The sequence below is a fragment of the Streptomyces sp. NPDC107550 genome (assembly GCF_055639095.1).
In genome coordinates this window covers 1-25765 of record NZ_JBVKBC010000015.1, presented here as the reverse complement: position 1 = coordinate 25765, position 25765 = coordinate 1, and the positions used below count along the sequence as shown (strand labels likewise).

Annotated in this window: 20 protein-coding genes; 14 read left to right on the top strand and 6 right to left on the bottom strand. The window is 73.6% G+C overall.

The genetic code is table 11. The features are described from left to right. The first annotated feature begins 245 nt into the window (after positions 1–245). Genes ureA through ACZ7LY_RS20580 form a run of 4 tightly spaced genes read left to right on the top strand, consistent with a single transcriptional unit; the run spans position 246 to position 4309 of the window. The gene (ureA, locus tag ACZ7LY_RS20595; protein ID WP_471626081.1) at positions 246–965 is read left to right on the top strand and encodes an urease subunit gamma; all 720 of its coding nucleotides are present in this window, start codon (positions 246–248) and stop codon (positions 963–965) included. Beyond that, positions 962–2674, top strand: a complete 1713-nt coding sequence (locus tag ACZ7LY_RS20590; RefSeq protein WP_471626080.1) for an urease subunit alpha — start codon at positions 962–964, stop codon at positions 2672–2674. Before ureA ends, ACZ7LY_RS20590 begins: the two co-directional genes overlap by 4 nt. A gap of 10 nt (positions 2675–2684) precedes the next feature. Beyond that, positions 2685–3710, top strand: a complete 1026-nt coding sequence (locus tag ACZ7LY_RS20585) for an agmatine deiminase family protein (protein ID WP_471626079.1) — start codon at positions 2685–2687, stop codon at positions 3708–3710. Next, positions 3707–4309: a TetR/AcrR family transcriptional regulator gene (locus tag ACZ7LY_RS20580; protein ID WP_471626078.1), complete on the top strand. Its 603-nt coding sequence runs from the start codon at positions 3707–3709 to the stop codon at positions 4307–4309. The genes ACZ7LY_RS20585 and ACZ7LY_RS20580 overlap by 4 nt, the downstream gene beginning before the upstream one ends. Before the next feature lie 178 nt (positions 4310–4487). Here the strand turns inward: ACZ7LY_RS20580 and ACZ7LY_RS20575 are convergent, their stop codons facing one another. The 3 genes from ACZ7LY_RS20575 to ACZ7LY_RS20565 are packed head-to-tail and all read right to left on the bottom strand — an operon-like array spanning position 4488 to position 6750. After that, positions 4488–5348, bottom strand: coding sequence for a 5-oxoprolinase subunit C family protein (locus ACZ7LY_RS20575; RefSeq protein ID WP_471626077.1), 861 nt, complete (start codon positions 5346–5348; stop codon positions 4488–4490). Continuing rightward, positions 5345–6001 carry a 5-oxoprolinase subunit B family protein gene (locus ACZ7LY_RS20570; protein ID WP_471626076.1) on the bottom strand — a complete coding sequence of 219 codons (657 nt, stop codon included), beginning with the start codon at positions 5999–6001 and terminating at the stop codon, positions 5345–5347. The genes ACZ7LY_RS20575 and ACZ7LY_RS20570 overlap by 4 nt, the downstream gene beginning before the upstream one ends. Beyond that, positions 5998–6750, bottom strand: a complete 753-nt coding sequence (locus tag ACZ7LY_RS20565) for a LamB/YcsF family protein (protein ID WP_471626186.1) — start codon at positions 6748–6750, stop codon at positions 5998–6000. Before ACZ7LY_RS20565 ends, ACZ7LY_RS20570 begins: the two co-directional genes overlap by 4 nt. 179 nt (positions 6751–6929) lie before the next feature. Between ACZ7LY_RS20565 and ACZ7LY_RS20560 the strand changes: the two genes are divergently transcribed. The 3 genes from ACZ7LY_RS20560 to ACZ7LY_RS20550 all read left to right on the top strand — a co-directional run bounded on the left by ACZ7LY_RS20560 (position 6930) and on the right by ACZ7LY_RS20550 (position 11623). After that, positions 6930–8258: an MFS transporter gene (locus ACZ7LY_RS20560; RefSeq protein ID WP_471626075.1), complete on the top strand. Its 1329-nt coding sequence runs from the start codon at positions 6930–6932 to the stop codon at positions 8256–8258. 296 nt (positions 8259–8554) lie between these two features. Beyond that, positions 8555–10186: a citramalate synthase gene (gene cimA / locus ACZ7LY_RS20555; protein WP_471626074.1), complete on the top strand. Its 1632-nt coding sequence runs from the start codon at positions 8555–8557 to the stop codon at positions 10184–10186. An 84-nt stretch (positions 10187–10270) separates the two neighbouring features. After that, positions 10271–11623, top strand: a complete 1353-nt coding sequence (locus ACZ7LY_RS20550; protein ID WP_471626073.1) for a hypothetical protein — start codon at positions 10271–10273, stop codon at positions 11621–11623. Positions 11624–12367: 744 nt separating this feature from the next. Here ACZ7LY_RS20550 and ACZ7LY_RS20545 read toward each other — a convergent pair. Continuing rightward, positions 12368–13747, bottom strand: a complete 1380-nt coding sequence (locus ACZ7LY_RS20545; protein WP_471626072.1) for an oxidoreductase — start codon at positions 13745–13747, stop codon at positions 12368–12370. A gap of 130 nt (positions 13748–13877) precedes the next feature. Next, the gene (gene qcrB / locus ACZ7LY_RS20540; RefSeq protein ID WP_471626071.1) at positions 13878–15506 is read right to left on the bottom strand and encodes a cytochrome bc1 complex cytochrome b subunit; all 1629 of its coding nucleotides are present in this window, start codon (positions 15504–15506) and stop codon (positions 13878–13880) included. 361 nt (positions 15507–15867) lie between these two features. Between qcrB and ACZ7LY_RS20535 the strand changes: the two genes are divergently transcribed. The 5 genes from ACZ7LY_RS20535 (at position 15868) to ACZ7LY_RS20515 (ending at position 20414) form a co-directional block, all read left to right on the top strand. Then, positions 15868–16002, top strand: coding sequence for a keywimysin-related RiPP (locus tag ACZ7LY_RS20535; RefSeq protein WP_471626070.1), 135 nt, complete (start codon positions 15868–15870; stop codon positions 16000–16002). Positions 16003–16086: 84 nt separating this feature from the next. Beyond that, the gene (locus ACZ7LY_RS20530) at positions 16087–17988 is read left to right on the top strand and encodes an asparagine synthase-related protein (RefSeq protein ID WP_471626069.1); all 1902 of its coding nucleotides are present in this window, start codon (positions 16087–16089) and stop codon (positions 17986–17988) included. Between the two features lie 25 nt (positions 17989–18013). After that, entirely contained in the window at positions 18014–18265 is a 252-nt protein-coding gene (locus tag ACZ7LY_RS20525; protein WP_471626068.1) for a lasso peptide biosynthesis PqqD family chaperone, read from the top strand. After that, entirely contained in the window at positions 18262–18666 is a 405-nt protein-coding gene (locus ACZ7LY_RS20520; RefSeq protein ID WP_471626067.1) for a lasso peptide biosynthesis B2 protein, read from the top strand. The genes ACZ7LY_RS20525 and ACZ7LY_RS20520 overlap by 4 nt, the downstream gene beginning before the upstream one ends. Beyond that, positions 18663–20414 carry an ABC transporter ATP-binding protein gene (locus ACZ7LY_RS20515; RefSeq protein ID WP_471626066.1) on the top strand — a complete coding sequence of 584 codons (1752 nt, stop codon included), beginning with the start codon at positions 18663–18665 and terminating at the stop codon, positions 20412–20414. The genes ACZ7LY_RS20520 and ACZ7LY_RS20515 overlap by 4 nt, the downstream gene beginning before the upstream one ends. A 22-nt stretch (positions 20415–20436) precedes the next feature. Here ACZ7LY_RS20515 and ACZ7LY_RS20510 read toward each other — a convergent pair whose 3' ends face one another. Continuing rightward, on the bottom strand, positions 20437–21042 hold the full coding sequence (locus ACZ7LY_RS20510; RefSeq protein WP_471626065.1) for a YceI family protein: 606 nt from the start codon (positions 21040–21042) through the stop codon (positions 20437–20439). A gap of 301 nt (positions 21043–21343) precedes the next feature. Between ACZ7LY_RS20510 and ACZ7LY_RS20505 the strand changes: the two genes are divergently transcribed. Further along, positions 21344–25186, top strand: coding sequence for an endo-alpha-N-acetylgalactosaminidase family protein (locus ACZ7LY_RS20505; RefSeq protein ID WP_471626064.1), 3843 nt, complete (start codon positions 21344–21346; stop codon positions 25184–25186). A gap of 169 nt (positions 25187–25355) precedes the next feature. Beyond that, positions 25356–25765 (top strand): carboxyl transferase domain-containing protein (locus ACZ7LY_RS20500; RefSeq protein WP_471626063.1); only part of this gene is annotated, 410 nt, incomplete at its 3' end.

Sequence of the window (25765 nt, the reverse complement as noted above, 5' to 3'; positions counted from 1 at the left end):
GGGGAACTGCGCAACGTTCAGGGCAGCGGGCCTCACCCGGAGAACTCCCCAGGGGCGCGGGGAACTGCGCGATCAGCCACGACGCGAGTCGAGGAAACCCACCGGCCGGAGCCACCCACTCTCCTTGGGGACTGCGCGGCATGGAGTTTGAGCGGTGTTCTAAAACACCCTTGGGAGTTGCGCTCAGGGTAGGAGTCAAAAGGGGCGGACGTTAGAGTGGGGGTCTAAAAGAAAGGGGCGCTCCTTTGCGACTGACGCCAACAGAACGTGACCGCCTCCTCCTCTTCGGCGCAGCCGAACTCGCCCGAGCCCGCAAGGCAAGAGGCCTGCGCCTGAACGTGCCGGAGGCCACCGCCCTGATCGCCGACACGGTCTGCGAGGCCGCCCGGGACGGCAAACGCCTCGCGGAGGCGATCGAGGAGGCCCGCGCGGCCCTCGGCCCGGACGACGTCCTGCCCGGCGTCGCGGACGTCGTCACGGAGGTCCACGTGGAGGCCGTCTTCGACGACGGCTCCCGCCTGGCCGTCGTCAGCGACCCCATCGGCGCCGACGCGAGCGCGGGCGAGGACGCCCCCGGCGCCCTCCTCCCGGGCCCGGGCTACGAGGACCGCCCCGCGGCCGTCGTCCTGACCGTCACGAACACCGCGTCCGTCCCCGTCTCCGTCACCTCGCACTACCACTTCTTCGAGGCCAACCCCCGCCTCGACTTCGACCGCGCCGCCGCCTACGGCATGCGCCTCGCCGTGCCGGCCGGCTCGTCCGTCCGGTTCGGCCCGGGGGAGAGCGGCGAGGTCGGCCTCGTGCCGATCGGCGGCGACCGGATCGCCATCGGCTTCGCGGGCCTGGTCGACGGCCCGCTCGACGCCCCCGGCGCCCGCGAGGAGGCGCTGCGCCGCGCCGCCGCCTGCGGCTATCTCGGCGTCGGCGCCGACACCCCCGAGCACGACGAGGAGAACGCCCGATGAGCCGCCCCGGAGGCCACCCTGCGGAGGCGCGCAGCCTCTCCCCGTACGAGTACGCGGCCACGCACGGCCCCCGCGCCGGCGACCGGGTCAGGCTCGGCGACTCGGGGCTCACGATCAAGGTCGAGTCGGACGCGCAGAAGCCCGGCGACGAGTTCCTGGCCGGGTTCGGCAAGACGGCCCGCGACGGCCTGCACCTGAAGGCCGCCGCCGTCCGCGACACCTGTGACGTCGTGATCTCCAACGTCGTCGTGATCGACGCGGCGCTCGGCATCCGCAAGGTGTCCATCGGCATCCGCGAGGGCCGGATCCACGCGATCGGCCGCGCGGGCAACCCGGACACGCTCGACGGCGTGGACGTCGTCGTCGGCACCGGCACGACCATCGTCTCCGGCGAGGGCCTGATCGCCACCGCCGGAGCCGTCGACACCCACGTCCATCTGCTGTCCCCGCGCATCATGGAGGCGTCGCTCGCGTCCGGCGTCACCACGATCATCGGGCAGGAGTTCGGCCCGGTCTGGGGCGTCGGCGTCAACTCGCCCTGGGCGCTGAAGCACGCGTTCTCCGCGTTCGACGCCTGGCCCGTCAACATCGGCTTCCTGGGCCGGGGTTCGTCCTCCGACGGCGCCCCGCTCGTGGAGGCGCTGGCCGAGGGCGGCGCGCTCGGCTTCAAGGTGCACGAGGACATGGGCGCCCACACCCGCGCCCTGGACACCGCGCTGCGCGTCGCCGAGGAGCACGACGTGCAGGTCGCCCTGCACAGCGACGGCCTGAACGAGTGCCTGTCCGTCGAGGACACCTTGAAGGTCCTCGACGGCCGGACGATCCACGCCTTCCACATCGAGGGCTGCGGCGGCGGTCACGTACCGAACGTGCTGAAGATGGCCGGCGTGCCCAACGTCATCGGCTCCTCCACCAACCCCACCCTCCCCTTCGGCCGGGACGCGGTCGCCGAGCACTACGGCATGATCGTCTCCGTCCACGACCTGAAGACGGACCTGCCCGGCGACGCCGCCATGGCCCGCGACCGCATCCGCGCGGGCACGATGGGCGCCGAGGACGTCCTGCACGACCTGGGCGCCATCGGCATCACCTCGTCCGACGCGCAGGGCATGGGCCGCGCCGGCGAGACCGTACGCCGTACGTTCGCCATGGCAGGGAAGATGAAGGGCGAGCTGGGCGACCCGGGCGTCGGCCACGACAACGAGCGCGTCCTGCGCTACATGGCGAAGCTGACCATCAACCCCGCCATCGCGCACGGCCTCTCGCACGAGATCGGCTCGCTGGAGCCCGGCAAGATGGCCGACATCGTGCTGTGGCGCCCGGAGTTCTTCGGCGCGAAGCCCCAACTGGTCCTGAAGTCGGGCTTCCCCGCGTACGGCGTCGTCGGCGATCCGAACGCGGCGACCGACACCTGCGAACCCCTCGTCCTCGGCCCGCAGTTCGGGGCGTTCGGCGCGACCGCCGCCGAGCTGTCCGTGGCGTTCGTCGCCCGGGCCGCCGTCGACGACGGCCACGACACGATGCCGACGCGCCGCCGCCGGGTCGCCGTGCGCGGCACCCGGGGCATCGGCCCGGCCGACCTGCGCCTGAACACCCGTACCGGCGCGGTCGACGTGGACCAGCGCTCCGGCCTGGTCACCCTCGACGGCGAGCCGCTGCGCTCCGAGGCCGCCGAGTCCGTCTCCCTCAACCGTCTCTACTTCCTCTGAGGTCCCCGCGATGACGTACCTGATGCCGCCCGAGTGGGCGCCGCACGAGCGCACCTGGATGGCCTGGCCCAGCCCCAACCCGACCTTCGGCGACGAGGGCGAACTGGCCGCCGCGCGCGGCGCGTGGGCGTCCGTCGCCAACGCCGTGCGCCGCCACGAGCCGGTGACGATGATCGTCGGCCCCGGCCAGTCCGCCACCGCCCGCGCTCTGCTCGACCCGGCCGTCGACCTCGTCGAGCGGGAGCTGGACGACGCCTGGATGCGGGACATCGGCCCCACCTTCGTCAAGCACGCCGAGACCGGTGAACTGGCCGCCGTGGACTGGACGTTCAACGGCTGGGGCGCCCAGGACTGGGCCCGCTGGGAGCACGACGCGAAGATCGCCCGGCACATCGCGGACCTCACCGGCGTCGCCGCGCACTCCAGCCCGCTGGTCAACGAGGGCGGCGGCATCCACGTGGACGGCGCGGGCACGGTCCTGCTCACCGAGACCGTCCAGCTCGACCCCGACCGCAACCAGAACTGGTCCAAGGAGGACGTCGAGCGGGAGATCCACGCCCGTATCGGCACCTCCAAGGCGATCTGGCTGCCGCGCGGACTGACCGCCGACTACGGCGAGTTCGGCACCCGGGGGCATGTCGACATCGTCGCCGCGTTCGCCGCGCCCGGCGTCGTCCTCGTCCACACCCAGACCGACCCCGCGCACCCCGACTTCGAGGTGAGCCGGGAGATCGCCGGGGTGCTGCGCGGGGCGAGCGACGCGCAGGGCCGCCCGCTGGAGATCGTCGAGGTGCCCGCGCCGAGCGTCCTCGCCGACGACGAGGGCTGGGTCGACTACTCGTATATCAACCACTACCTGTGCAACGACGGTGTCGTGCTGTGCGGGTTCGACGACCCGCGCGACGAGGAGGCCGCGGCGATCTTCCGCCGTCTCTTCCCCTCCCGTACGGTCACGCTGGTGGACGCCCGCACGATCTTCGCCAACGGCGGCGGCATCCACTGCATCACCCAGCAGCAGCCGGTCGCCGGGGCATGACCCGGCAGCGCACCCCGGCGCCGCCGCGCGAGCAGGTGCTCGCCACGGCCATGGAGATGATCGCCGAGCACGGGCTCGACCGGCTCACCATGGCCGCGCTCGGCCGCGCCGTCGGCATGAGCAGCGGGCACCTCGCCTACCACTTCAAGTCCAAGGACGCCCTGCTCCTGCGGACCCTGGAGTGGAGCGAGGGCCGGCTCGGCGAGCGGCGGCGCCTGCTGCTGTCCGGCGAGGGCGGCGCGCGTGAGCGCGTGGACGCCTACGTCGACCTGTATCTGCCCGACGGCCCCCGCGATCCGCACTGGACGCTGTGGCTGGAGGTGTGGAACCGCTCGCAGAACGCCGACGACGACGGCCGCACCCGGCAGGCCGCCATCGAGGGCGCCTGGCACCGGGACCTGGTCGCGCTGCTCGCCGAGGGCATCTCGCGCGGTGAGTTCCGCGCGGTCGACCCGGACCGGTTCGCCACCCGGCTGCGGGCGCTGCTCGACGGGTTCTCCATCCACCTCGCCATCGGCCTGCGGGGCGTGGAGCGCGCCCAGGTCCTCACGCACGTACGGGAGTTCCTCGACGAGGCACTGGCGGCGGGGGACTCCTGAAGGGCCGCGAGGGTTGTACGCCGTAGGTCTTATTGCCTGGCCGCGGGCGATGCGTTTGTATCACTGCGGGCCCGCCGTGTGAGCGCGCGGGCCGTGCGGGGTCCGGAACGGCCGCGGCCGTCGTGGCGGTGGGGAGCGCGACGGCCGCCGCCCCGGACCCGCGCGCCCGCCCGGCCGCTCAGCCGGCGGTGAACCGCAGCGGGGTGCCCGGCCTGGCCTGCGCGGCGGCGGGCAGGGCGTCGGCGGCGACCACGCCGATCACCGGGTAGCCGCCCGTCGTCGGATGGTCGTGGAGGAAGACGACCGGCCGGCCGTCCGGCGGCACCTGCACCGCCCCCAGGACCATGCCCTCGCTGGGCAGTTCACCCTCCCGCGCCCGTTCGAGGGCGGGTCCCTCGGTGCGCAGGCCGATGCGGTTGCTGTGCGCGGAGACCGTGAACTCGGCGGTGCGCAGCACCCGCAGGGCCGCGTCCGTGAACCAGTCCGCGCGCGGCCCGAGCCGCACCGGCAGCACGAGCAGCGCCGGGGGAGCGGGCCAGGGCGCGGCGGCCGGGAGCGCGGGCGCGGCCGTGGGCGCGGGCCCGACGGGCAGCAGGTCGCCCTCCGCGAGCGGCGCGGGCCCGAGTCCCGAGAGCAGATCGGCGCAGCGGCTGCCGAGCACCGGCTCCACGGCCACGCCCCCGGCGACGGCCACGTACGTCCGTACGCCCGCGACCGCGCCGCCCACGTCGAGCGTGGCGCCCGCGGGGACGCGGACCGGGGCGCCCCAGGCGGCGGGCCGCCCGTCCACGGTCACCGGGCAGGGCGCGCCGCCCACGACGACGGTCACCGGACGGTCGGGGCGCAGCGCGCAGCCGGTGAGGGTGGTCTCCAGGACGGCCGCGTCCGCCGCGTTGCCCGCGAGCCGGTTGGCGAGGCGCATCGCGGGGGCGTCGAGCGCGCCGGAGCGGGGCACGCCGAGGTGCGCGTGGCCGGGCCGCCCGGCGTCCTGCACAGTGGTCAGCGCGCCGGGGCGCACGACGGTCAGCCTGGTCGTCATGCCCGCTCCCCGCCGCCAGGGGGCTCGGGCACGAAGCGGACCAGGGTGCCGGGGGAGAGGAGGGCGGCCCGCTCGCCGCGTGCCGGGTCCCAGAGCGGGGCTGGGTCGGGCATCGTGCCGATGAGCCGCCAGCCGCCGGGCGTCGCGCGCGGGTACACCGCCGTGTAGGGGCCCGCCACCGCCACCGCCCCGGCCGGCACCCGCGTCCGCGGGGTCTCGCGGCGCGGCACGTGCAACTCATCGGGCAGCCCCGTCAGATAGCCGAACCCGGGCGCGAAGCCGCAGAACGCCACCCGGTAGGTGTACGAGGCGTGCCGCGCGGCCGCGTCCTCGGGGGCGAGGCCCCACAGCCGCGCGACGGCAGCGAGGTCGGGCCCGTCGTAGACCACCGGCACGGTCACCGCCCTGCCCCGCGCCTCGCCCGCCGGCGGCACGTCCCAGGCGGGCAGCGCGCGGGCCAGGGTCTCAGGGTCGGCGACCTCGTCGAGCAGGACCGTACGGGCGCCGGGCACGACCTCGCCCACGGCCGGCAGCGTCCCCGCCGCCCGTCTGCGCAGCACCTCGGCGTGGAACGCGGCGGTCGCCTCCGCGTCGGGCAGTTCGACCAGCAGGGCCCGCCGTCCGGCCCGGCGCACGGTCAGGGCGCCGCTCACGTGAACGCCTCCACCCGCACGCCCGCGCCGTACAGCGCGGCCCGCACCCGGGCGGCGATACGGGCGGCGCCCGGGGTGTCGCCGTGGACGCACAGCGAGCGGGCGGCGACCGGGACGCGGGTGCCGTCGACGGCGGCCACCGCGCCGTCCACCGCGAAGCCGACGGCGCGGGCGACCACCGCGTCCGGGTCCTCGACGACGGCGCCGGGCTCGCGGCGCGGCACCAGGGTGGCGTCGGGCGTGTAGGCGCGGTCCGCGAACGCCTCCGGCACGGCCGTGAGGCCCGCGTCGGCGGCGGCGGCCAGCAGCGCCGAACCCGGCAGCCCGAGCACGGGGAGCGCGCCGCCGGCGAGGAGGGTACCGGCGACCACGGCGCGGGCCTGGGCGGCGTCGCGGACCGTGCGGTTGTAGAGGGCGCCGTGCGGCTTCACGTACGTCACGTCGGCGCCGGCGGCGCGGGCGAACACCCGCAACGCCCCGATCTGGTACGCCACTTCGGCCGCCAGCTCGTCCTCGGGCACGTCCATCGCGCGGCGCCCGAACCCGGCGAGGTCGCGGTAGGAGACCTGGGCGCCGATCCGCACCCCGCGCTCGGCGGCCCGCTCGCAGACCCGGCGCATCACGGTCGGGTCGCCCGCGTGGAAGCCGCAGGCGACGTTGGCACTGGTGACGACGGACAGCAGGGCGTCGTCGTCGGTGAGGCTCCAGCGGCCGAAGCCCTCACCGAGATCCGCGTTGAGGTCGATCACGTCCAGGGGCACCTCCTCAACGTAAGGGATTGTTGAACGATTCCACAAGCAGGCGGGCCCGTACATCCCCCGCCAGGGCCGCCGCGCACTCCCCGTGACCACAATGAACGCAAGTACGCCCGATCGTTGTCCGAGGCGCCCTTGTCACCCGGCGCGGGCGTCCCTCATCGTGGCCGGTCATGGGACGAGAGCAATGGAAGAAGGTCCTGGTCGGATCGGCCGGGAACATGGTCGAGTGGTTCGACTGGTTCGTGTACGCGAGCTTCGCCACCTACTTCGCGGGGTCCTTCTTCCCCGACGGCGACCCCACCGCCCAACTCATGAACACCGCGGGCATCTTCGCCGTCGGCTTCTTCATGCGGCCGGTCGGCGGCTGGCTGCTCGGCCGCGTCGGCGACCGCAAGGGCCGCAAGGCCGCGCTCACCCTCACCGTCACCCTCATGTCGGCGTCCGCCGTGCTCATCGCCGTCGCCCCGACCTACGCCGTCGCCGGGTACGGCGGCGCCGCCGTCCTGCTCATCGCCCGTCTGCTGCAAGGACTTTCGGTCGGCGGCGAGTACGCGGCCAGCGCCACCTATCTCACCGAGGCGTCCGACCCGAGCCGCCGCGGCTTCGCCTCCAGCTTCCAGTACGTGTCCATGACGGCCGGTCAGATCGTGGGCCTGGGCCTCCAGATCGTGCTCCAGCGCACCATGAGCGACGACGCGCTGCACAGCTGGGGCTGGCGCATCCCCTTCATCGTCGGCGCCCTCGGCGCGGCCGTCATCTTCTACCTGCGCCGCAACATGCTGGAGACCGACGTCTACGAGGAGTCCGCCGACGCCGACGGGCTCGCCACCGGCGACGACAAGGGCACCCTCAAGGCCCTGTGGGCGCACCGGCGCGAGGCGTTCCTCGTCATCGCCCTCACCATGGGCGGCACCGTCGCCTACTACACGTACACGACCTATCTGACCAAGTACCTGTCGAACTCGGCGGGCCTGAGCAAGCAGACCGCGACGCTCGTCTCGTTCTGCGCGCTTCTCGTCTTCGCCTGCCTCCAGCCGCTCGCCGGCGCCCTGTCCGACCGGATCGGCCGCCGCCCGCTGCTCATCACCTTCGCCGTCGGCTCGACCTTCCTGACCGTGCCGATCATGACGCTGCTCCAGCACGCCGGGTCGTTCTGGCCCGCGCTCGGCCTGTCGCTGCTCGCGCTCGTCGTCGTCACCGGCTACACCTCGATCAACGCCTGCGTGAAGGCCGAACTCTTTCCCACCGGCATCCGCGCCCTCGGCGTCGCACTGCCCTACGCCCTCGCCAACGCGCTGTTCGGCGGCACCGCCGAGTACGTCGCCCTGTGGTTCAAGAACGGCGGCATCGAGTCCGGCTTCTACTGGTACGTCGCCGGGTGCGCGGCCGTCTCCCTGATCGTCTACCTCTCCATGCGCGAGACCCGCGACATCGACCTCCACCGGGTCGCCGCCACCCAGGAATCCCCCCGCACCACGGCCGCCCCCGAGACCGCCTGACCGCATCGTGAGACCACGGCCCGGGCCCCGGCCGGGCTGTGGCACACTGCCCGCGTGCTCTCGTTCGCCATGATGATTATTGGCAGCAGGCGCGCCGGTCCGCAGTGACCGCCTCGTACGACCCGGTACAGGCGGACACCGTCGTCCTCGACCCGCGCGCAGACCTCTCGCACCCGCGAGGGGTTTTTTCGTTTCCTGGCCCACCCACAGCCGGGGAAGGAGCGCGGGGGATCATGGAGAGACGGTGGAGCCGGTCATTCCGGTAAGACCGAGATCCCGATCAGGAGCCAGACAGCATGAGCAGCAACCCGAGCGGACGCACCGGGGACCCCACCGGCGGCCTCGACGATTCCTTCCACGTCTTCGACACGACCCTGCGCGACGGCGCGCAGCGCGAGGGCATCAACCTCACGGTCGCCGACAAGCTGACCATCGCCCGGCACCTCGACGACTTCGGCGTCGGCTTCATCGAGGGCGGCTGGCCCGGCGCCAACCCCCGCGACACCGAGTTCTTCTCCCGCGCGCGAAAAGAGATCGACTTCAAGCACGCCCAGCTCGTCGCGTTCGGCGCCACCCGCCGCGCCGGCGGCAAAGCGAGCGAGGACCCGCAGGTACGGGCCCTGCTGGAGTCCGGCGCCCCCGTCATCACGCTCGTCGCCAAGGCCCACGACCGGCACGTCGAACTGGCCCTGCGCACCACCCTCGACGAGAACCTGGAGATGGTCCGCGACACCGTCTCCCACCTCGTCGCCCAGGGCCGCCGCGTCTTCGTCGACTGCGAGCACTTCTTCGACGGCTACCGCGCCGACCCCGCCTACGCCAAGTCCGTCGTGCGCACCGCCCACGAGGCCGGCGCCTCCGTCGTCGTCCTGTGCGACACCAACGGCGGCATGCTCCCCGCCCAGGTCCAGGCGATCACCCACACCGTCCTCGACGACACCGGCGCCCGCCTCGGCATCCACGCCCAGGACGACACCGGCTGCGCCGTCGCCAACACCCTCGCCGCCGTCGACGCGGGCGCCACCCATGTCCAGTGCACCGCCAACGGCTACGGCGAGCGCGTCGGCAACTCCAACCTCTTCCCCGTCGTCGCCGCCCTGGAGCTGAAGTACGGCAAGCAGGTGCTGCCCGACGGCGCGCTGCGCGAGATGACCCGCATCTCGCACGCCATCGCCGAGGTCGTCAACCTCACGCCCTCCACGCACCAGCCCTACGTCGGCGTCTCCGCGTTCGCCCACAAGGCCGGCCTGCACGCCTCCGCGATCAAGGTCGACCCCGACCTCTACCAGCACATCGACCCCGACCTCGTCGGCAACCGGCTGCGCATGCTCGTCTCCGACATGGCCGGCCGCGCCTCCATCGAGCTGAAGGGCAAGGAACTCGGCGTCGACCTCGGCGGCGACCGCGAGCTGATCGGCCGCGTCGTCGAGCGCGTCAAGGAACGCGAGCTGAAGGGCTACACGTACGAGGCCGCCGACGCCTCCTTCGAACTCCTGCTGCGCGAAGAGGCCGAGGGCCGCGCCCGCCGCTACTTCCGCGTCGAGTCCTGGCGGGCCATCGTCGAGGACCGCCCCGACGGCACCCACGCCAACGAGGCCACCGTGAAGCTGTGGGCCAAGGGCGAGCGCATCGTCGCCACCGCCGAGGGCAACGGCCCGGTCAACGCCCTCGACCGCGCCCTGCGCGTCGGCCTGGAGCGCATCTACCCCCAGCTGGCCAAGCTGGAGCTGGTCGACTACAAGGTCCGCATCCTGGAGGGCAAGCACGGCACCGAGTCCACGACCCGCGTGCTCATCTCCACCTCCGACACCGAGGCCGAGTGGTCCACGGTCGGCGTCGCCGAGAACGTCATCGCCGCCTCCTGGGGCGCCCTTGAGGACGCCTACACGTACGGGCTGCTGCGCGCCGGCGTCGAGCCGGTCGAGTAGAACGGGCTCTTCCCGGGCGGTAAGCGGGAGGTGCGCGGGGTGCGCGGGCGGCGACAAATGGTTCGAATGGGTTAGCGTCAAGGTATGAAGGCCCTGTTCGCGGCCGTTGCCGCCGCCGTCCTCGCCCTGGGTGCGACGCTCACCACCGCGCCCCCGGCGTCGGCCGTCTCGGAGCTGTCTCCGGTCGCCGACGCGTTCCGGAAGGGCCCGGTGTACGTCGATCCGGCCCTGTCCGGCGAGGTGCCACGGGCCAAGGCCGACGCGCTCGCCAAGAAGATCGAGGACGCCGACAAGCCGGTCTTCCTCGCGGTGCTCTCCGCGGACACCCCGCACCCGAAGACGTTCTTCCAGGACCTGCGCGCGAAGACGGGCATCGTCGGCGTGTACGGGGTGCGGCTCGGCGACCTCTTCGGCGCCAAGGCCGACCACCAGGTCATGTCGCCCGCCGCCGTCGCCAACCTGTCCGTCAGCCTCCGCGGCGAATCCCTCGACCGCCAGCTCGACGACTACGTGGACGCCGCCGTCCGCACCGCGCACGGCTCCGCGCCCGCTTCCTGGAGCGGCGGCGGCGGTGACAGCGGCGGCGGGGTGAACACCGGGGCGCTCGTCGGCGTCGGCGCGGTCGTCGTCGTGGGCGGCGCCGGCGCGTACGCGCTCGTCCGGCGCAGCCGCAGGCGCCGCGAGGAGGAGCAGCGGGCCGCGCTCGACCGGCTGCGGGTCGTCGTCGACGAGGACATCACCGCGTTCGGCGAGGAACTCGACCGGCTCGACTTTCACCCGGCCGAGTCCGGCGCCGACGACGCCATGCGCGCCGACTTCGAGCGCGCCCTCGACTCCTACGACAAGGCCAAGCAGTACATGGCCGACGCGCAGCGGCCCGAGGACGTGCGCGCGGTGACGCAGGCGCTGGAGGACGGCCGGTTCTCTCTCGCGCTGCTCGCCGCGCGCCGTGAGGGGCGGCCGCTGCCCGAGCGCCGCGCGCCCTGCTTCTTCGACCCCCGGCACGGGCCCTCCGTCGAGGACGCGATGTGGACGCCGGCCGGCGGGGCGCCCCGCGAGGTTCCCGTGTGCGCGGCGGACGCCTCGCGGCTGCGGGACGGGCAGGAGCCCTTGGTGCGTACGGTCGACACCGGGGCGGGGGAGCGCCGGCCCTACTACGACGCCGGGCCGGCCTACGGGCCCTGGGCGGGCGGCTACTTCGGCGGGGGCATGCTGCCCGGGCTCCTCGTCGGCACGATGCTCGGCTCCCTCATGTCGGGCCCCGCGTACGCGGCGGACTACGGCTCCGGTTACGGGGACTTCGGGGGTGACCCCGGGTTCGGCGGCGGGGACGTCTCCGGTACGGATTTCGACGCGTCGGACTTCGGGGGCGGGTTCGGTGACGGAGGCGGCGGCGACTTCGGCGGCGGCGGCGACTTCAACGGCGGCGGCTTCTAACCCTCAATCGCCGGGGGGCTGGGAATTGGCGCTCAGGCCAGCCCCCTCCTCAATCGCCGGAGGGGCTGGCAGCTGGCGCTGAGGTCAGCCCCGTAAGGGGCGCGGGCGCGCTGCCGCTGGGAACGGGCGCTGAGGTCAGCCCCGTAAGGGGCGCGGGGAACTGCGCGCTCAGCCACAGCGAACCGGCACTCTGGGGCGCTGCCCCAGGCCCCGCTCCTCAATCGCCGGAGGGGCTGGGAATTTGGGGCTGAGGCCAACTCCCTAAGGGGCGCGGGGAACTGCGCGAGAAGCCCCACCGGGCTGAACTGAACGCTCGACCTTTGCGCACCCGGCGCTGGGGGCCGCCTTGCCCACCCGTGCCGCCCCAGGCGGCAGATTGCCCAAGGCGGCGGGCGGCGCCTGAGAAGTGCCGGGGATGGCAGCCCCGTCAGGGGCGCGGGGAACTGCGCGAGAAGCCCCACCGGGGCTGAACTGGAGGCACAACGTGCACTCCCCCGGCGCTGGGTGCCGCCTTGCCCACCCGTGCCGCCCTGGGGGTCCCCCCGGACGAAGTCTGGGGGAGGCAGACTGCCCAAGGCGGCGGGGCGGGCGGCGCCTACGAAGTGCCGGGGTCGGCAGCCCCGCCAGGGGCGCGGGGCGCCTGAGACGTGCCGGCGCTCAAGTTCCCGGCACGGGAGGGGAGCTGGGAGTTCCGGGGATTGGGCTTCCGCCGAGGCCCCCTCGAAGAACCCCGGGTACAGAGATTCAGCCTCGATCAAGCGTTCGGGTCACGCCCGCTACCAGCGCCGTTGTCAAAACCCACCCCACCCCGATCAACCCGTACGCACACCCTTGCACCCCCGCCACCCCCCAATGCCACGCCTCCCGCTGCCCCAGCCCCACCAGGGGAACGAGGAGATCCAGGGCGTAGACGACGGGGTTGAAGGGCGGGCCCTCTCCCGGCTTGTTCGGCACGGGCGTGAACGACCGGAAGACCAGCGACCCCGCGAGGGTGAGCAGCATCAGCCACACCCCGGCGAGCCACGGCCGGTACCCGTACCCGACGGTGACGTCCAGCAGCCGCCCCCACAGCCGCCCGCCGGGCCCGAGCGTCCCCCGACGCACCCGCTCCCGCACCAGAAGCACCCGCCGCGCCTCCGCCTCCTGCCCGCCCCGCCGATAGTGCGCCGCAAGCTGCTCGTACGGCTGGGGGGAGTGGACGGACTGCCTCGCGAGCCAGTTCAGCCGGTGCGTGAGGTCCTGCCCGCGGTCGTCGGCGGTGGTCTCCAGCCAGTCGTACGTCAGCCCGTCGAGCCCGATCCGCGCGGGCCAGCTCGCGGGGGAGTCCTGGAGCCGCCCCGCGTAGGCGTTGCGCAGGTTCACCCCGCCGCCGGGCCGCCGCGCGAACCGCAGGTCGACCGCTTCCGCCCGCATCCCGACCGCCATCAACGCCGAGCCCGCGCCGCCGAGTTCCGCGAGCCGGAAGGAGAGCAGGTCGTCGACGCGGGCGCCGCGCAGCCGGACCCGCCCGTCGGTGCGGAAGCCTTCCGACAGACGGACGTTGGACGCGCTCAGGCCGTCCCCGAGGAAGGCGATCGACTCCGCCGCCCCCACCAGCACCCGCGCCCCCCGCATCCACAGCCCGCCCGGCAACACGGCCCCGGGAAAGGCGACTTGGCCCTCGGCGACGAAGCCGTTCTCGCAGAAGATCCCGCCGCGCATGACGAGCCCGCCCGCGTCCAGCGCGACCCGCCCCGGCGCCACGAGCCGCGCCCCGTCGAGCCGCAGCCCGCCCGCCACATCGGCGTGCCCGAGGTCGAGGGCGCTGTCCGCGCCGTCCCGCTCGCCGATCGTGGACCCGCGCAGATCGAGTCGCCCGCCGAACCGCGCCGTGGCCGCCCGCAGCCCGGGCAGCACGCACTCCACGAGGGCGAACCCGAGCGTGCCTGCGCCCTCCAGGCCGACCGGCGCGTCGAACCGGCACCCCTCGAACCGCACGGCCCGCGCCACCTGCGCCCCGTCGAGCCGCAGCGCCCCCGTGACCCGGGCGTCGCGCAGCACGTACGGTTCGGGGCCCGCGTCGGCGTCGAGCAGGTCCCGGCGTACGTGCTCGGCGGCGACGCGGCGCTCAGGCGCGGGCGGCACGACCGGGCCCGCTCTCCCGGGCGCGAACTGCGGTGTCCATGCGGCTCCCAACGAGGTCCGGCGTCGGCGACAAGGGGCCCGCGCATTCCACCGCGCCCGCGCCCTCCCCGGCAAGAGGGAGCCGCAGGCGTCAGCGTTCCACCCGGTCCCGCCGCTCCCGCGGCCCCCGGTGCGCCTCCAGTTTGGCCCGTCCCGGCTTCGGGATCTGCGTGCCGGGGCCGAACATCCAGCGGGACAGCCCCGCGCGCACCCGGGCCCGCACCGGAACCCGGCGCCGTACACCGTGCGCGTCGCGGGTCTCGGGCGCGGGCAGCGGCCGGGGCTGTTCGTGCCGGGTCAGCCGGTACACCTCGGCGGCCGGCAGCGGGGCGTGCGCCTCGACGTACTCGCCGTGCGGCAGCCTGCGCACGACGCCCGTCTCGCGCCCGTGCAGGACCTTGTCGCGGTCGCGGCGCTGGAGCCCGAGGCAGATCCGGCGGGTGACGGCGAAGGCGAGGACCGGGCCCGCGAGGAGCAGCACGCGGGCGGTCCAGGTGATGGCGTTGACGGAGAGGTGGAAGCGGGTCGCCCACAGGTCGTTGCCCCCGGCGGCGAGCGCGACGAGGAAGCCGGTCAGCCAGGCCACCCCGAGCCCGGTGCGCACCGGGCGGTCGCGCGGCCGGTCGAGGAGATGGTGCTCGCGCCGGTCCCCGGTGATCCACGCCTCGGCGAACGGGTAGACGCCGATCAGCACGAGCCACAGCGGGAACGCCAACAGCGGGATCAGGATGCCGAATTCGAGGGTGTGCCCGGCCGCGTCGATCTCCCAGCCCGGCATGACCCGTACCAGGCCCTCCGCGAAGCCGAGGTACCAGTCGGGCTGCGCGCCCGTCGAGACCTGGTCGGGGCGGTAAGGGCCGTACACCCAGACGGGGTTGATGGAGGCGACGGCGGCGAGCGCGGTGACGACGCCGAAGACGAGGAAGAAGAAGCCGCCCGCCTTCGCCACGTACACCGGGAAGAACGGCTGCCCGACGACGTTCCGCTCCGCCTTGCCGGGGCCCGCGAACTGCGTGTGCTTGTGGAAGAAGACCAGGATGAGATGGGTGACGACGAGGGCCGCCATGATGCCGGGCAGCAGCAGGACGTGCAGCGAGTAGAAGCGCGCCACGATGTCGCCGCCCGGGTATTCGCCGCCGAAGAGGAAGAACGACAGATACGTGCCGACGACCGGTACGGACAGGGTCATCCCCTCGATGAGCCGCATGCCCGCGCCGGACAGCAGGTCGTCGGGGAGCGAGTAGCCGAGCAGCCCCTCGAACAGGGCGATGAACAACAGCAGCCAGCCGAACAGCCAGTTCAGCTCGCGCGGCTTGCGGAACGAGCCCGTGAAGAAGTGCCGCATCATGTGCGTGAACATCCCCGCGACGAAGATCAGCGCCGCCCAGTGATGGATCTGCCGGATCAGCAGCCCGCCGCGCACGTCGAAGCTGAGGTCGAGCGTGGACGCGTACGCCTCCGAGACGCGCACGCCGTTCAGCGGGACGTAACTGCCCTGGTACGTCACCTCGTTCATCGACGGATGGAAGAAGAGGGTCAGATAGACGCCGGTCAGGACGAGGACGAGGAACGTGTAGAGGCAGACCTCGCCCAGCATGAAGGACCAGTGGTCGGGAAAGACCTTGCGCAGATAACGGCTGCCGAGCCCATGCGTCCCGAGCCTGCCGTCGAACCAGTCGGCGAGCCGTTCGCCGCGCGCCGGTCGTGTCACCTCGGCCATCACATGCCTCCCCTGAGCGCCTGCGGACGTCCACGGACGTGACGGGCGGCGGGGTGCCGGCCGTGACATGGGCGGCGGGCTTTGTGGCGTACGTCACTTCGGGGGTGGGTGCGGGGCGAGTGCGGGGGCGGGCGCGGGGTCGGAGGCGTGTCGTGAAGTCGACGGCTACCGATGGGTACTCCGGGCGACTTCGGCGCCCTTGCCGGGCAAGTCGGGAACCGCCCGGAAGCGATCAGGTCAACTAAGGATTCCGATCGCAATGCGTGCATGAACGCTCACCGTCTGGCAATGATCGCCCCTGGCGTTCACACGCTGCACACCAATCACATCCGTCATGCACACGCGAAGGGGAGAGGCCGGCATGCAGAAGCAGGAACCGGAAGCGAAGAAGAGCTACACCAAGCCCGCCATGGTCCAGCAGGGGGACTTCACCAAGACGACCGCCGGCTACTTCTACGGCGCCTACAAGGAGTGGATCGTCCGCCGCTTCACCTGAGCCCGGACCGACCTTGTCGGACCCCGCGCCCGCCCCTGACCGAACGGCCCTGGGCGAAGTGACACCGAACGAAGAGAGGTGAAGATGCCCGGCCGCCCCGCACCGGCCCAGCCGCCCCACGCCCGCGACTGTTTCGTCGTCCTGCCGGACACCCCGGCGGGCGAGGCGGCGGCCGGGCGTCTTCCCGCTCCGCTGCACGCGCACGAACCCGGCACGCACGTCTTCCGCTACCCCTCCGGGCGCCCCTGGCTCCTCGTCCACGCCCCGCTGCGCCGCCTGACCAGCGCCGTCCAAGGCCCCGACGCCGTCGTCACCCTCGGCCCCTCGTACGCGGACGGGCTCGACGCCGCCCTGCGCGCCGCCCGCGACCACACCGCGCTGCACGACCGGCTCGCCCGCACCCTGCCCGGCGTCCATCACGTCATCTCCCGCACCGGCGCCGACACCCGCGTACGCGGCACCGCCTCCGGGCTCCGCCGCGTCCACGTCACCGAGGGCGGCGGGCCACCGCTGATCTCCGACCGGCCCGCCGTCCTCGCCCACGCCACCGGCGCCGCACTCGACGAGAGCGCCCTCGCCCTGCGCCTGCTCGACTTCGTGCCGCACCCCCTCGGCGCCCGCCCGCTGTGGCACGGCATCCGCGAGATCGACCCCGCCCACGCCCTCGACCTGCGCGCCGACGGCACGGTCCGCACCCCGCGCTGGTGGCACCCGCCGGCGCCCGACCTGCCCCTCGACGCGGGCGCCACGCGGCTCGCCTCGGCGCTCGCGGAGTCCGTCGCCGCCCACACGGCCGGGCACACGCACGTGAGCTGCGAACTCTCCGGCGGCTTCGACTCCACCTCGCTCACCTTCCTCGCCCTGCGCACCGCCCCCGCCCGCCTCTCGCTGCTCACCGTCGCCTCCCGCGAACCCGGCGCCGAGGACGAGACCTGGGCCCTGCGCGCCGCCGACCACGCCCGCACCGCCACCGCCCGCACCGGCACCCGCGTGGCCCACACCCTCGTCGCCGCCGACGAGGCACCCCTCTTCTACGCCGGAGTCGCCGCGCCGCCCGCCCCCGGCGAACTCCCCTTCGACGAACCGCTGCCCGTCGCCCCCGCGCGGGCCCGCGCCCGGCTCCCGCTGACCCGGGCCGCGCAGGCGGGCGCCACCGTCCATCTGACCGGGTACGGCGGCGACGAACTCTTCATGGCGCTGCCCGCCGCCGTCGCCGACCTCTTCCCCGCCCGGCCCCTCGCCGCCTGGCACCGGATCAGCGCCGTCCGCCACCAGCTCGGCTGGCCCCTCGGCGCCACCTTGGCGGCCCTCGCGCGGCGCCGCTCCTACCGCGCCTGGCTCGCCGGAGCCGTCACCGACGCCCCGCCGCCGACCTCCCGTACCCCGCAGGTGTCCTGGGGCGTGCCGCAGAGCCTGCCGCCGTGGCTGACACCGGCCGCGCGGGAGCTGATCCGCGACGCGTTCCGCACCGCCGCCGTGGACGCCGAGCCGCTCGCCGCCCGCCCCGGACGCCATCTCGACCTCGACACCGTGCGCATGGGCGCCCGCCACTTCCAGGCCATGGAGGAGTACGGGCACGCGCTCGGCCTGCCCGTCGCCGCGCCCCTGTACGCCGACCACGTCATCGAGGCCACCCTCGCCACCCGGCTCACCGACCGGCTCGACCCCGCCCGCTACAAGCCGCTGCTCGCCGAGGCCGTCCGCACCGCCGTGCCCGCGCCGCTGCTCGCCCGCACCACCAAGGACCACATGGGCGGCGACACCGTGCAGGGGCTCGTCCGGCACGCGGCGGAGCTGCGCGCCCTGTGGCGGCCCGGCGCCTCGCTGCTCGCCGGGCACGGGCTCGTGGACGCGGACCGGCTCGACGCGCTCGCCGCCGACCCGCACTCCCCGCAGCACACCCGGTACTCCATCGACTCGGCCGTCGCCTGCGAGATGTGGCTGCGCGCCGCCGGGTCCCCGACCAGAGAGGCGGCCACCCGATGAGAGCGACCAGAGAGGCGGCCACCCGATGAGACTGCGGGACACCGTCACCGTCACCGGCACCGACTTCGGCGGCGTACTCCTCGACCAGCGCACCGGCACCTACTGGCAGCTCAACGAGTCCGGCACCCTCGTCGTGACCGCCCTCGCCGAGGGATGCGGCACCGAGGAGGCCGTCACCCGGCTCATGGCCGCCTTCGACGTGGACCGCGCCCGCGCCGAGGCCGACGTCGCCGACCTCGCCCGGCAGCTCCTCGACGCCCGGATGGCGACCCCGTGAGCACCGAGATGACCATGCCGGGCCGGGGCGGACGCGGCCCGCGCGTACGCGTCGCCGTCGCCCTCGCGCTGCTGCTCGCCCGGCTGCGCCCCGACCGGCTGCGCCGCGTGCTGACCTGGCTCAGCCGGGGCGCCCGCCCCGCCGGACACGGGGACGCCCTCGCCGCCCGCGAGCGCGTCACCGCCACCAGCCGCCGCTGCGCCGGCTGGTACGGCTGCCTGCCGCGCTCCATCGCCACCGCCCTGCTGTGCCGTATGTCCGGCACCTGGCCCACCTGGCACGCGGGCGTCCGCGCCGCCCCGCCGTTCGCCCCGCACGCCTGGGTCGAGGCCGAGGGCCGCATGGTCGGCGAGCCCAGCGCCCCCGCCGACTACCGCCCGCTGCTCACGGTCGGCCCGTGACCGAGGCGTCCGCCCCGGCCGCGCCGGGGCTGCGGCGGCTGCTGGCCCACGTACGGCCGCAGGCGCGGGTGCTCGCGCTCGGCGGGGTGCTGGCGCTGGCCGGGTCGGGCGCCGGGCTCGCCATGCCGCTGATGGCCAAGCACGCCGTCGCCGCCTACGCAGAGGGCCGATCGCCCGCGCCCGCGCTCGCTCTGCTGACCCTCGTCGTGGTCGCCGGGGCCGCGCTCACCGCGACGGGCGGCTACCTCATGGCCCGCACCGGGGAGTCCGTCGTGCTCGGTGCCCGCGAACGGCTCGTCGGCCGCATCCTCCGGCTCACGGTCGGCGCCGTCGACCGGCTCACCCCCGGCGACCTGCTCACCCGCGCCACCAGCGACACGACCTTGCTGCGCACGGTGCTCTCGCGCAGCCTCGTCGAGTCGGCGGGCGGCGCGCTCACGCTGCTCGGCACGGTCGTCCTGATGGGCGTCATGGACCTGCTACTGCTCGCGGTGACGCTGCTGGTCCTCGTGGTGATCGCGGGCGCGCTCGCGCTGCTCATGCCCCGCATCAGGCGGGCGCAGACCGAGGCGCAGGAGGCGGTCGGCGCGCTGGGCTCGGCGCTCGACCGGGCGCTCCAGTCGTTCCGTACGGTCAAGGCGAACGGCGCCGAGGAGCGCGAGCGGGCCGCCGTCACCGCCGCCGCCCGCCGCGCCCGCGACCGGGGCCTCGCGGTGGCCCGGTGGACCTCCGCCTCGGACGTGGCGATGCTCGTGTCGGTGCAGGTGGCGTTCCTGTGTGTGCTCGGGGTCGGCGGGGCGCGGGTCGCGGCGGGCCGGATGGACCTCGCGTCACTGATCGCGTTCCTGCTCTACCTCTTCTACCTCGTGGCGCCGCTCGGGCAGCTCACCGAGGGCTGGGTCGGCCTGAACAACGGCCTCGCCGCCGTCGCCCGGATCGCCGCCGTCGAGGACCTGCCCGCCGAACAGGCCGGCGAGGCGCGGGAGTTCGACGCGGGGGAGGGGCCGGTCGGCGTCACGTTCGAGGGGGTCGTGTTCCGGTACGGGGACGACCGCGCGCCGGCGCACGACGGGGTCGGCTTCAGCGCGCCGCCCGGCGGCCTCACCGCGCTCGTCGGCCCGTCCGGCGCGGGCAAGTCCACGGTCTTCGCCCTGCTGGAACGCTTTCACGACCATGACGCGGGGGCCCTGCGCGTCGGCGGCCGCGACATCCGCGACTGGCCGCTGCCCGCACTGCGCGGCGCGCTCGGATACGTGGAGCAGGACGCGCCGGTCCTCGCGGGCACCCTGCGCGACAACCTCCGCTACGCGGCGCCGGACGCCTCGGACGCCGATCTGCGGGAGGTCCTGGCCCTGACCCGTCTGGACGACCTCGTGGCGCGGCTTCCCGAGGGTCTGGACACACCCGTGGGCCACCGGGGCGTGCTGCTCTCCGGCGGCGAACGTCAGCGCGTGGCCATCGCCCGGGCCCTGCTGCGTCGCCCCCGCCTGCTGCTGCTCGACGAGGTGACGGCGAACCTGGACGCGGTCAACGAGCAGCATCTGCGGGACGTCGTACGGGAGTTGGCCGGGCGTACGACCGTGCTCGTCATCGCCCACCGGCTGTCGACCGTGGTGGACGCGGACCGCATCGTCGTCCTGGAGCGCGGTCGCGTACGGGATCAGGGCACGCACGCGGAGCTGCTCGAACGGGACGCGCTGTACGGCGAGTTGGCGGCCACGCAACTCGTGGCCGCCTCAACTCACTGACTGCGGAAGGGGAGTGTCCGGGTCAGGCGTTCTTGATCGCGGAGATGTCGAAGTTCAGCTTGATCTTGTCGGAGACGAGGACGCCGCCGGTCTCCAGCGCCGCGTTCCAGGTCAGGCCCCACTCGGAACGCAGGATCTCGGCCTTGCCCTCGAAGCCGACGCGCTCGTTGCCGAAGGGGTCCTTGGCGGCGCCGTTGAACTCCAGGTCGATGGTGAGCGGGCGGGTCGTGCCGAGGACGGTGAGGTCGCCGGTGACGCGGAAGTCGTCGGCGCCGAGCGGCTCGACGCTCGTGGAGCGGAACGTCATCGTCGGGAACTCGTCGATCTTGAAGAAGTCGGCGCTCTTGAGGTGGCCGTCGCGGTCCGCGCTGCCCGTGTCGATGCTCGCCATCTGGACGTCGAAGGAGGCGGTGGACCTGCTCGGGTCGGCGCCGTCGAGGTGCAGCGAGCCGGTGAAGTCGGTGAAGCTGCCCTTCACGTTCGTCACCATGGCGTGGCGGGCGACGAAGCCGAGCGAGGTGTGCGCCGGGTCGACGGTGTAGTCGCCGGTGAGGGCGGACCGGTCGGGTCCCGCGGTGGCGGCGGCGGTCGTGTCGGGGGTGTCGTTCTTGCGGCCGAAGATGCCCATGGCGTGCTCCTTGGGGGACGGGCGGCACGGAGATGCCGGTGATGTTTAACGTTGAACCATCAACTGTGTCCGACTGTAGCGCGATGAAGTTCAACTTTCAACATCAAGCGAGGTGTGTCTCTTCGATTACACCCGGTACCGGCCCATGCCGCCCCTCGAACCGCCGCCGGACCGCCCCCGCGCACCCCCACCCCGTACCGGTGTCCCGCTTGGACTAACGCGCACGGACTCTTGGACTGCCAACGCCCCCGGGCCGCACCCCCGTTGACCCGCGCCCCCGGCGCCGGATACCCCAGACGGCATGTCCCGAAGATCCCGCGCCCCCCAGCCCCTGGCCCTCGTCCTGGCGGCGGCCACCGTGCTCACGTTCGCCCCGGCGGCCGGTGCGGCCCCCGCGGCCGACGACCCCCCGCCCGCCGGACTCGTCCTCAGCTCCGACCAGCTCACCGTCACCGTCGCCGACGACTTCCCCCGCGTGCTGTCCTACACGGAGCGGGCCGGTGGCGCCCGCATCCTCGGCAGCACCCGCGCGCTCACCTCCGTCACCCTCAACGGCAAGGCCCACCCCACCCGCCTCAAGGGCGCGCCCCAGGTCAGCGGCGCCACCGCCGCGTACACCCTGACCTTCCCCGACCTGCCCGGCGTCGAGATCGACGCCACCCTCGGCGTCAGCGGGCGCGTCACGACCTTCAAGGTCACCGCCGTCCGCGACACCGACGCCTTCCGGGTGAACACCCTCGACATCCCCGGGCACGACCTCGTCTCCGTCGGCAGCGACGACCCCGGCGCCGCCACCGCGTTCACCCGGCTCGACCCGGACTCCACCCGCACCGCCGACGTCTTCGGCAAGGTGAGCGCCGACACCCCCGCCGAGCAGGCGGCGAGCGGCGCCGCGTACGCCATCGTGAACACGGGACGGCTCGCGGCGGCCGTCGAGTCGAACTCGGCGTACGACAAGCCGAGCGGCGCCACGGGCGGCGACGACGCCCGCTTCTGGCACCAGGCCCGCAAGGACGCGGCCGGGGCCACCCGCGTAGGCGTCTGGTCCGGGCAGTGGACCTACCGGGGCGAGGGCGCCAGGACCCCCGCCACCGGCTCCGACCTGCCCTGGGCCAAGGTCGTCGTCACCCCCGACGCCAACGGCGACGGCACGGTCGACTGGCAGGACGGCGCCGTCGCCTTCCGGTCCATCGCCGTCACCGCCAAGGGCAGCGACGAGACCGCCGACCGGGTCGTCGCGCACATCCCGTTCAACTTCGCCAGCCAGGCCCAGCACCCGTTCCTGCGCACCCTCGACGACGTCAAGCGCGTCTCCCTCGCCACCGACGGACTCGGCCAGTTCGCGCTGCTCAAGGGCTACCAGTCCGAGGGCCACGACTCCGCCCACCCCGACTACGGCGGCAACACCAACCGCCGCGCCGGCGGCCTGAAAGACCTCAACACACTGCTCAAGGCGGGCAAGAAGTACGGCGCCGAGTTCGGCGTCCACGTCAACGCCACCGAGGCGTACCCGGTCGCCCAGCACTTCAGCGACGACCTCGTGAACCCGAAGTCGCAGGGCTGGAACTGGCTCGACCAGAGCTACTACATCGACCAGCGCCGCGACATCAACAGCGGCGACCTCGCCGCCCGCTTCAAGCAGCTGCGCGACGAGACCGACAGGAACCTCACCACGGTCTACGTCGACGTCTACTACACGCACGGCTGGATCGCCGAGCAGACCGCCGAGGCCATCAACGGCCAGGGCTGGAACATGGCCACCGAGTGGGCCGACAAGTTCGAGCGGCAGTCCCTGTGGTCCCACTGGGCCAACGACCTCGACTACGGCGGCGCCACCAACAAGGGCCTCAACTCCAAGATCATCCGCTTCGTCCGCAACAGCGAGAAGGACGTCTGGAACAACGACCCGGTCCTCGGCCAGAGCGCCCTCGTCGACTTCGAGGGCTGGACCGGCGAGAACGACTGGAACGCCTTCTACGCCAACATCTGGCAGCGCGACCTGCCCGCCAAGTACCTCCAGCACCAGAAGATCACCCGCTGGGACGGCGACGACATCACCTTCACCGGCGGCCTGCGCGGCACCGTCGAGGACGGCAGGCGCACCTTCTACGACCACGGCCGCAAGGTCCTCGACGGGGACCGCTACCTGCTCCCGTGGACCGCCAAGGAGGGCGGCGCGCGCAAGCTCTACCATTACAACAAGCAGGGCGGCACCTCCCGCTGGGCCGTCCCGGCGGGCTCGTACGCCGTCTACCGGCTCACCGACAACGGCCGCGTCAAGACCGGCACCGTCCGCACCGACGCCTCCGGCATGATCACCCTCGACGCCCAGGCCAAGCAGCCGTACGTGCTCTACGCCACCGACAGCACGCCCGGCGCCGCCGATCCCGCCTGGGGCGAGGGCACCGGGCTGAAGGACCCCGGCTTCAACGACGCGAAGCTCGCCGGCTGGGAGAAGACCGGCGCCGTCACCCGCGACACCGACGGCAACGGCCGCAACAGCGCCGCGCTCACCGGCCCCGCAGCCGCCTCGATCGCCCAGCACGTCAAGGGCCTCACCCCCGGCAAGCGCTACACCGCGTCCGCCTGGATCGAGGTCGAACCCGGCAAGACCCGCCGCACCACGCTCGACATCGCCGGCACCGAGGCCCGCGTCGAACGCTCCACCCTGGCGAACACCATGGCGGCGAGCGACTGGCACGGCACCCGCATGCAGCGCGTGAAGACCACGTTCACCGCGCCGGCGAACGGCGGCGCCACCCTGCGTGTCAGCGCGGCCGCAGGCGACGCCAAGGTCCGCGTGGACGACGTGCGCCTCGTCGCGGGCGGTCCGGCGGCCCGGCCCGGCACCGTCGTCCACGAGGACTTCGAGGACGTCGACCAGGGCTGGGGCCCCTTCGACAAGGGCGACGCGGGCGGCACCACCGACCCGCGCACCCACATCGCCCAGAAGCACGCCCCGTACACCCAGGCCGGCTGGAACGGGAAGCTCGTCGACGACGTCATCGGCGGCGGCGAGTCCCTGAAGTCCCACGAGGAGAACGACGGCGTCGTCTACCGCACCTCCCCGGCGACCGTCCCCATGGAGGACGGCCACGCCTACAAGGTCGACTTCGCCTACCAGTCCAGCCACGCGGGCGCCTACCAGTGGATCAGCGGCTACGACCGAGGCGACGACGCCGTGGAGACCGCCGCCCTGCCCATCGGGGCGCAGCGCACCACCGGCCGCCTCACCACCACCGTCACGGCGGGCTGCGGCGACACCTGGACCGGCCTGCGCAAGCTGCCCACCGCGCCCGACGGCGCCGACTTCGTCCTCGACGACTTCACCGTCACCGACCTCGGCCCGGCCAAGGAGCGGGCCGCCTGCGGCACCCTCGCCCTGGACGCCCCGCGGACCCTGGAGCCCGGCGAGCCCCACAAGGTCACCGCCACCTTCACCAACTACGAGAACACCGCCGTGGACGACGCGCGGGCCACGCTCGACCTGCCCGAGGGCTGGCGCGCCGAGCCCTCCGGCGCGCAGAGCGTCCCGGCCGTCGCCGCCGGCGCCGAGGCCACCGTCACCTGGCAGGTCACCCCGCCCGCCGACGCGGCCTACCACCCCTACGAGCTGACGGCGAGAACCGCGTACACGGTCGGCGGCACCCCCCGCGCCCTCACCGCCGGCACCTCCGTACGGACCCTGCCGCCGCCGCCCGCCAAGGACACCTGGGCCAGCGACCTCGACTGGACCAGCGCCGACAACGGCTGGGGCCCGGTCGAGAAGGACCTGTCCAACGGCGAACAGGCGCAGGGCGACGGCACCCCGCTCACCATCGGCGGCACCGTCTACGCCAAGGGCCTCGGCACGCACGCCCCGGCGAAGGTCCGCTACTACCTGGGCGGCCGCTGCACCTCGTTCACCGCGCAGGTCGGCGTGGACGACGTACAGTCCACGCGGGGGAGCGTGCGGTTCTCCGTCGTCGCGGACGGCGCCGAGAAGGTGACGTCGCCGGTCCTCAAGGCCACCGACTCCGCCTGGTCGCTCACCGCCGGCATCAGCGGCGCGAAGTACGTCGACCTCGTCGTCGGGGACGGCGGCGACGGCAACGGGAACGACCACGCGGACTGGGGTGACGCCCGCTTCCACTGCGGAGTGTGACGGGACTTACACCGCGCACCTTTGTGTGACCCCTACAAGCCGATGGGGGCCTGAGCAGTCGATTCGGGCTCAGGCCGCCAGGGTTCTGTTCGGGGCTACCAGGAAAACGGGCCGGAGACTGTACAGAGTCGACGGCCCGTTTCTTGGTCCGGCTTCGTATGGTCACTACATGACCGTTTTGGACGACACCGCCTCGAACCCCGGCGACGAGCCCACCGATTCCCGTGGGCGTACGGCTGAGCTGCACGCGATCCGTGAGCAGGCTCTGGCCGGCCCGAGTGAGAAGGCGACCGCGGCCCAGCACGCCAAGGGCAAGCTGACGGCGCGCGAGCGGATCGAGCTGCTCCTGGACGAGGGGTCGTTCAACGAGGTCGAGCAGTTGCGCCGGCACCGCGCGGTCGGTTTCGGCCTGGAGAACAAGAAGCCCTACACCGACGGTGTCATCACCGGCTGGGGCACGGTCGAGGGCCGCACCGTCTTCGTCTACGCGCACGACTTCCGGATCTTCGGCGGTGCGCTGGGCGAGGCCCACGCCACGAAGATCCACAAGATCATGGACATGGCCATCGCGGCCGGCGC

What these genes read in the sequence shown, in the direction of transcription:
- qcrB (WP_471626071.1), bottom strand. Translation starts at nt 15,506, where the DNA reads ATGGCCGAGGTGACACGACCGGCGCGCGGCGAACGGCTCGCCGACTGG.
- ACZ7LY_RS20530 (WP_471626069.1), top strand. Translation starts at nt 16,087, where the DNA reads ATGCCCGGCCGCCCCGCACCGGCCCAGCCGCCCCACGCCCGCGACTGT.
- ACZ7LY_RS20560 (WP_471626075.1), top strand. Translation starts at nt 6,930, where the DNA reads ATGGGACGAGAGCAATGGAAGAAGGTCCTGGTCGGATCGGCCGGGAAC.
- ACZ7LY_RS20535 (WP_471626070.1), top strand. Translation starts at nt 15,868, where the DNA reads ATGCAGAAGCAGGAACCGGAAGCGAAGAAGAGCTACACCAAGCCCGCC.
- ACZ7LY_RS20590 (WP_471626080.1), top strand. Translation starts at nt 962, where the DNA reads ATGAGCCGCCCCGGAGGCCACCCTGCGGAGGCGCGCAGCCTCTCCCCG.
- ACZ7LY_RS20525 (WP_471626068.1), top strand. Translation starts at nt 18,014, where the DNA reads ATGAGACTGCGGGACACCGTCACCGTCACCGGCACCGACTTCGGCGGC.
- ACZ7LY_RS20510 (WP_471626065.1), bottom strand. Translation starts at nt 21,042, where the DNA reads ATGGGCATCTTCGGCCGCAAGAACGACACCCCCGACACGACCGCCGCC.
- ACZ7LY_RS20580 (WP_471626078.1), top strand. Translation starts at nt 3,707, where the DNA reads ATGACCCGGCAGCGCACCCCGGCGCCGCCGCGCGAGCAGGTGCTCGCC.
- ACZ7LY_RS20585 (WP_471626079.1), top strand. Translation starts at nt 2,685, where the DNA reads ATGACGTACCTGATGCCGCCCGAGTGGGCGCCGCACGAGCGCACCTGG.
- ACZ7LY_RS20505 (WP_471626064.1), top strand. Translation starts at nt 21,344, where the DNA reads ATGTCCCGAAGATCCCGCGCCCCCCAGCCCCTGGCCCTCGTCCTGGCG.
- cimA (WP_471626074.1), top strand. Translation starts at nt 8,555, where the DNA reads ATGAGCAGCAACCCGAGCGGACGCACCGGGGACCCCACCGGCGGCCTC.
- ACZ7LY_RS20550 (WP_471626073.1), top strand. Translation starts at nt 10,271, where the DNA reads ATGAAGGCCCTGTTCGCGGCCGTTGCCGCCGCCGTCCTCGCCCTGGGT.
- ACZ7LY_RS20575 (WP_471626077.1), bottom strand. Translation starts at nt 5,348, where the DNA reads ATGACGACCAGGCTGACCGTCGTGCGCCCCGGCGCGCTGACCACTGTG.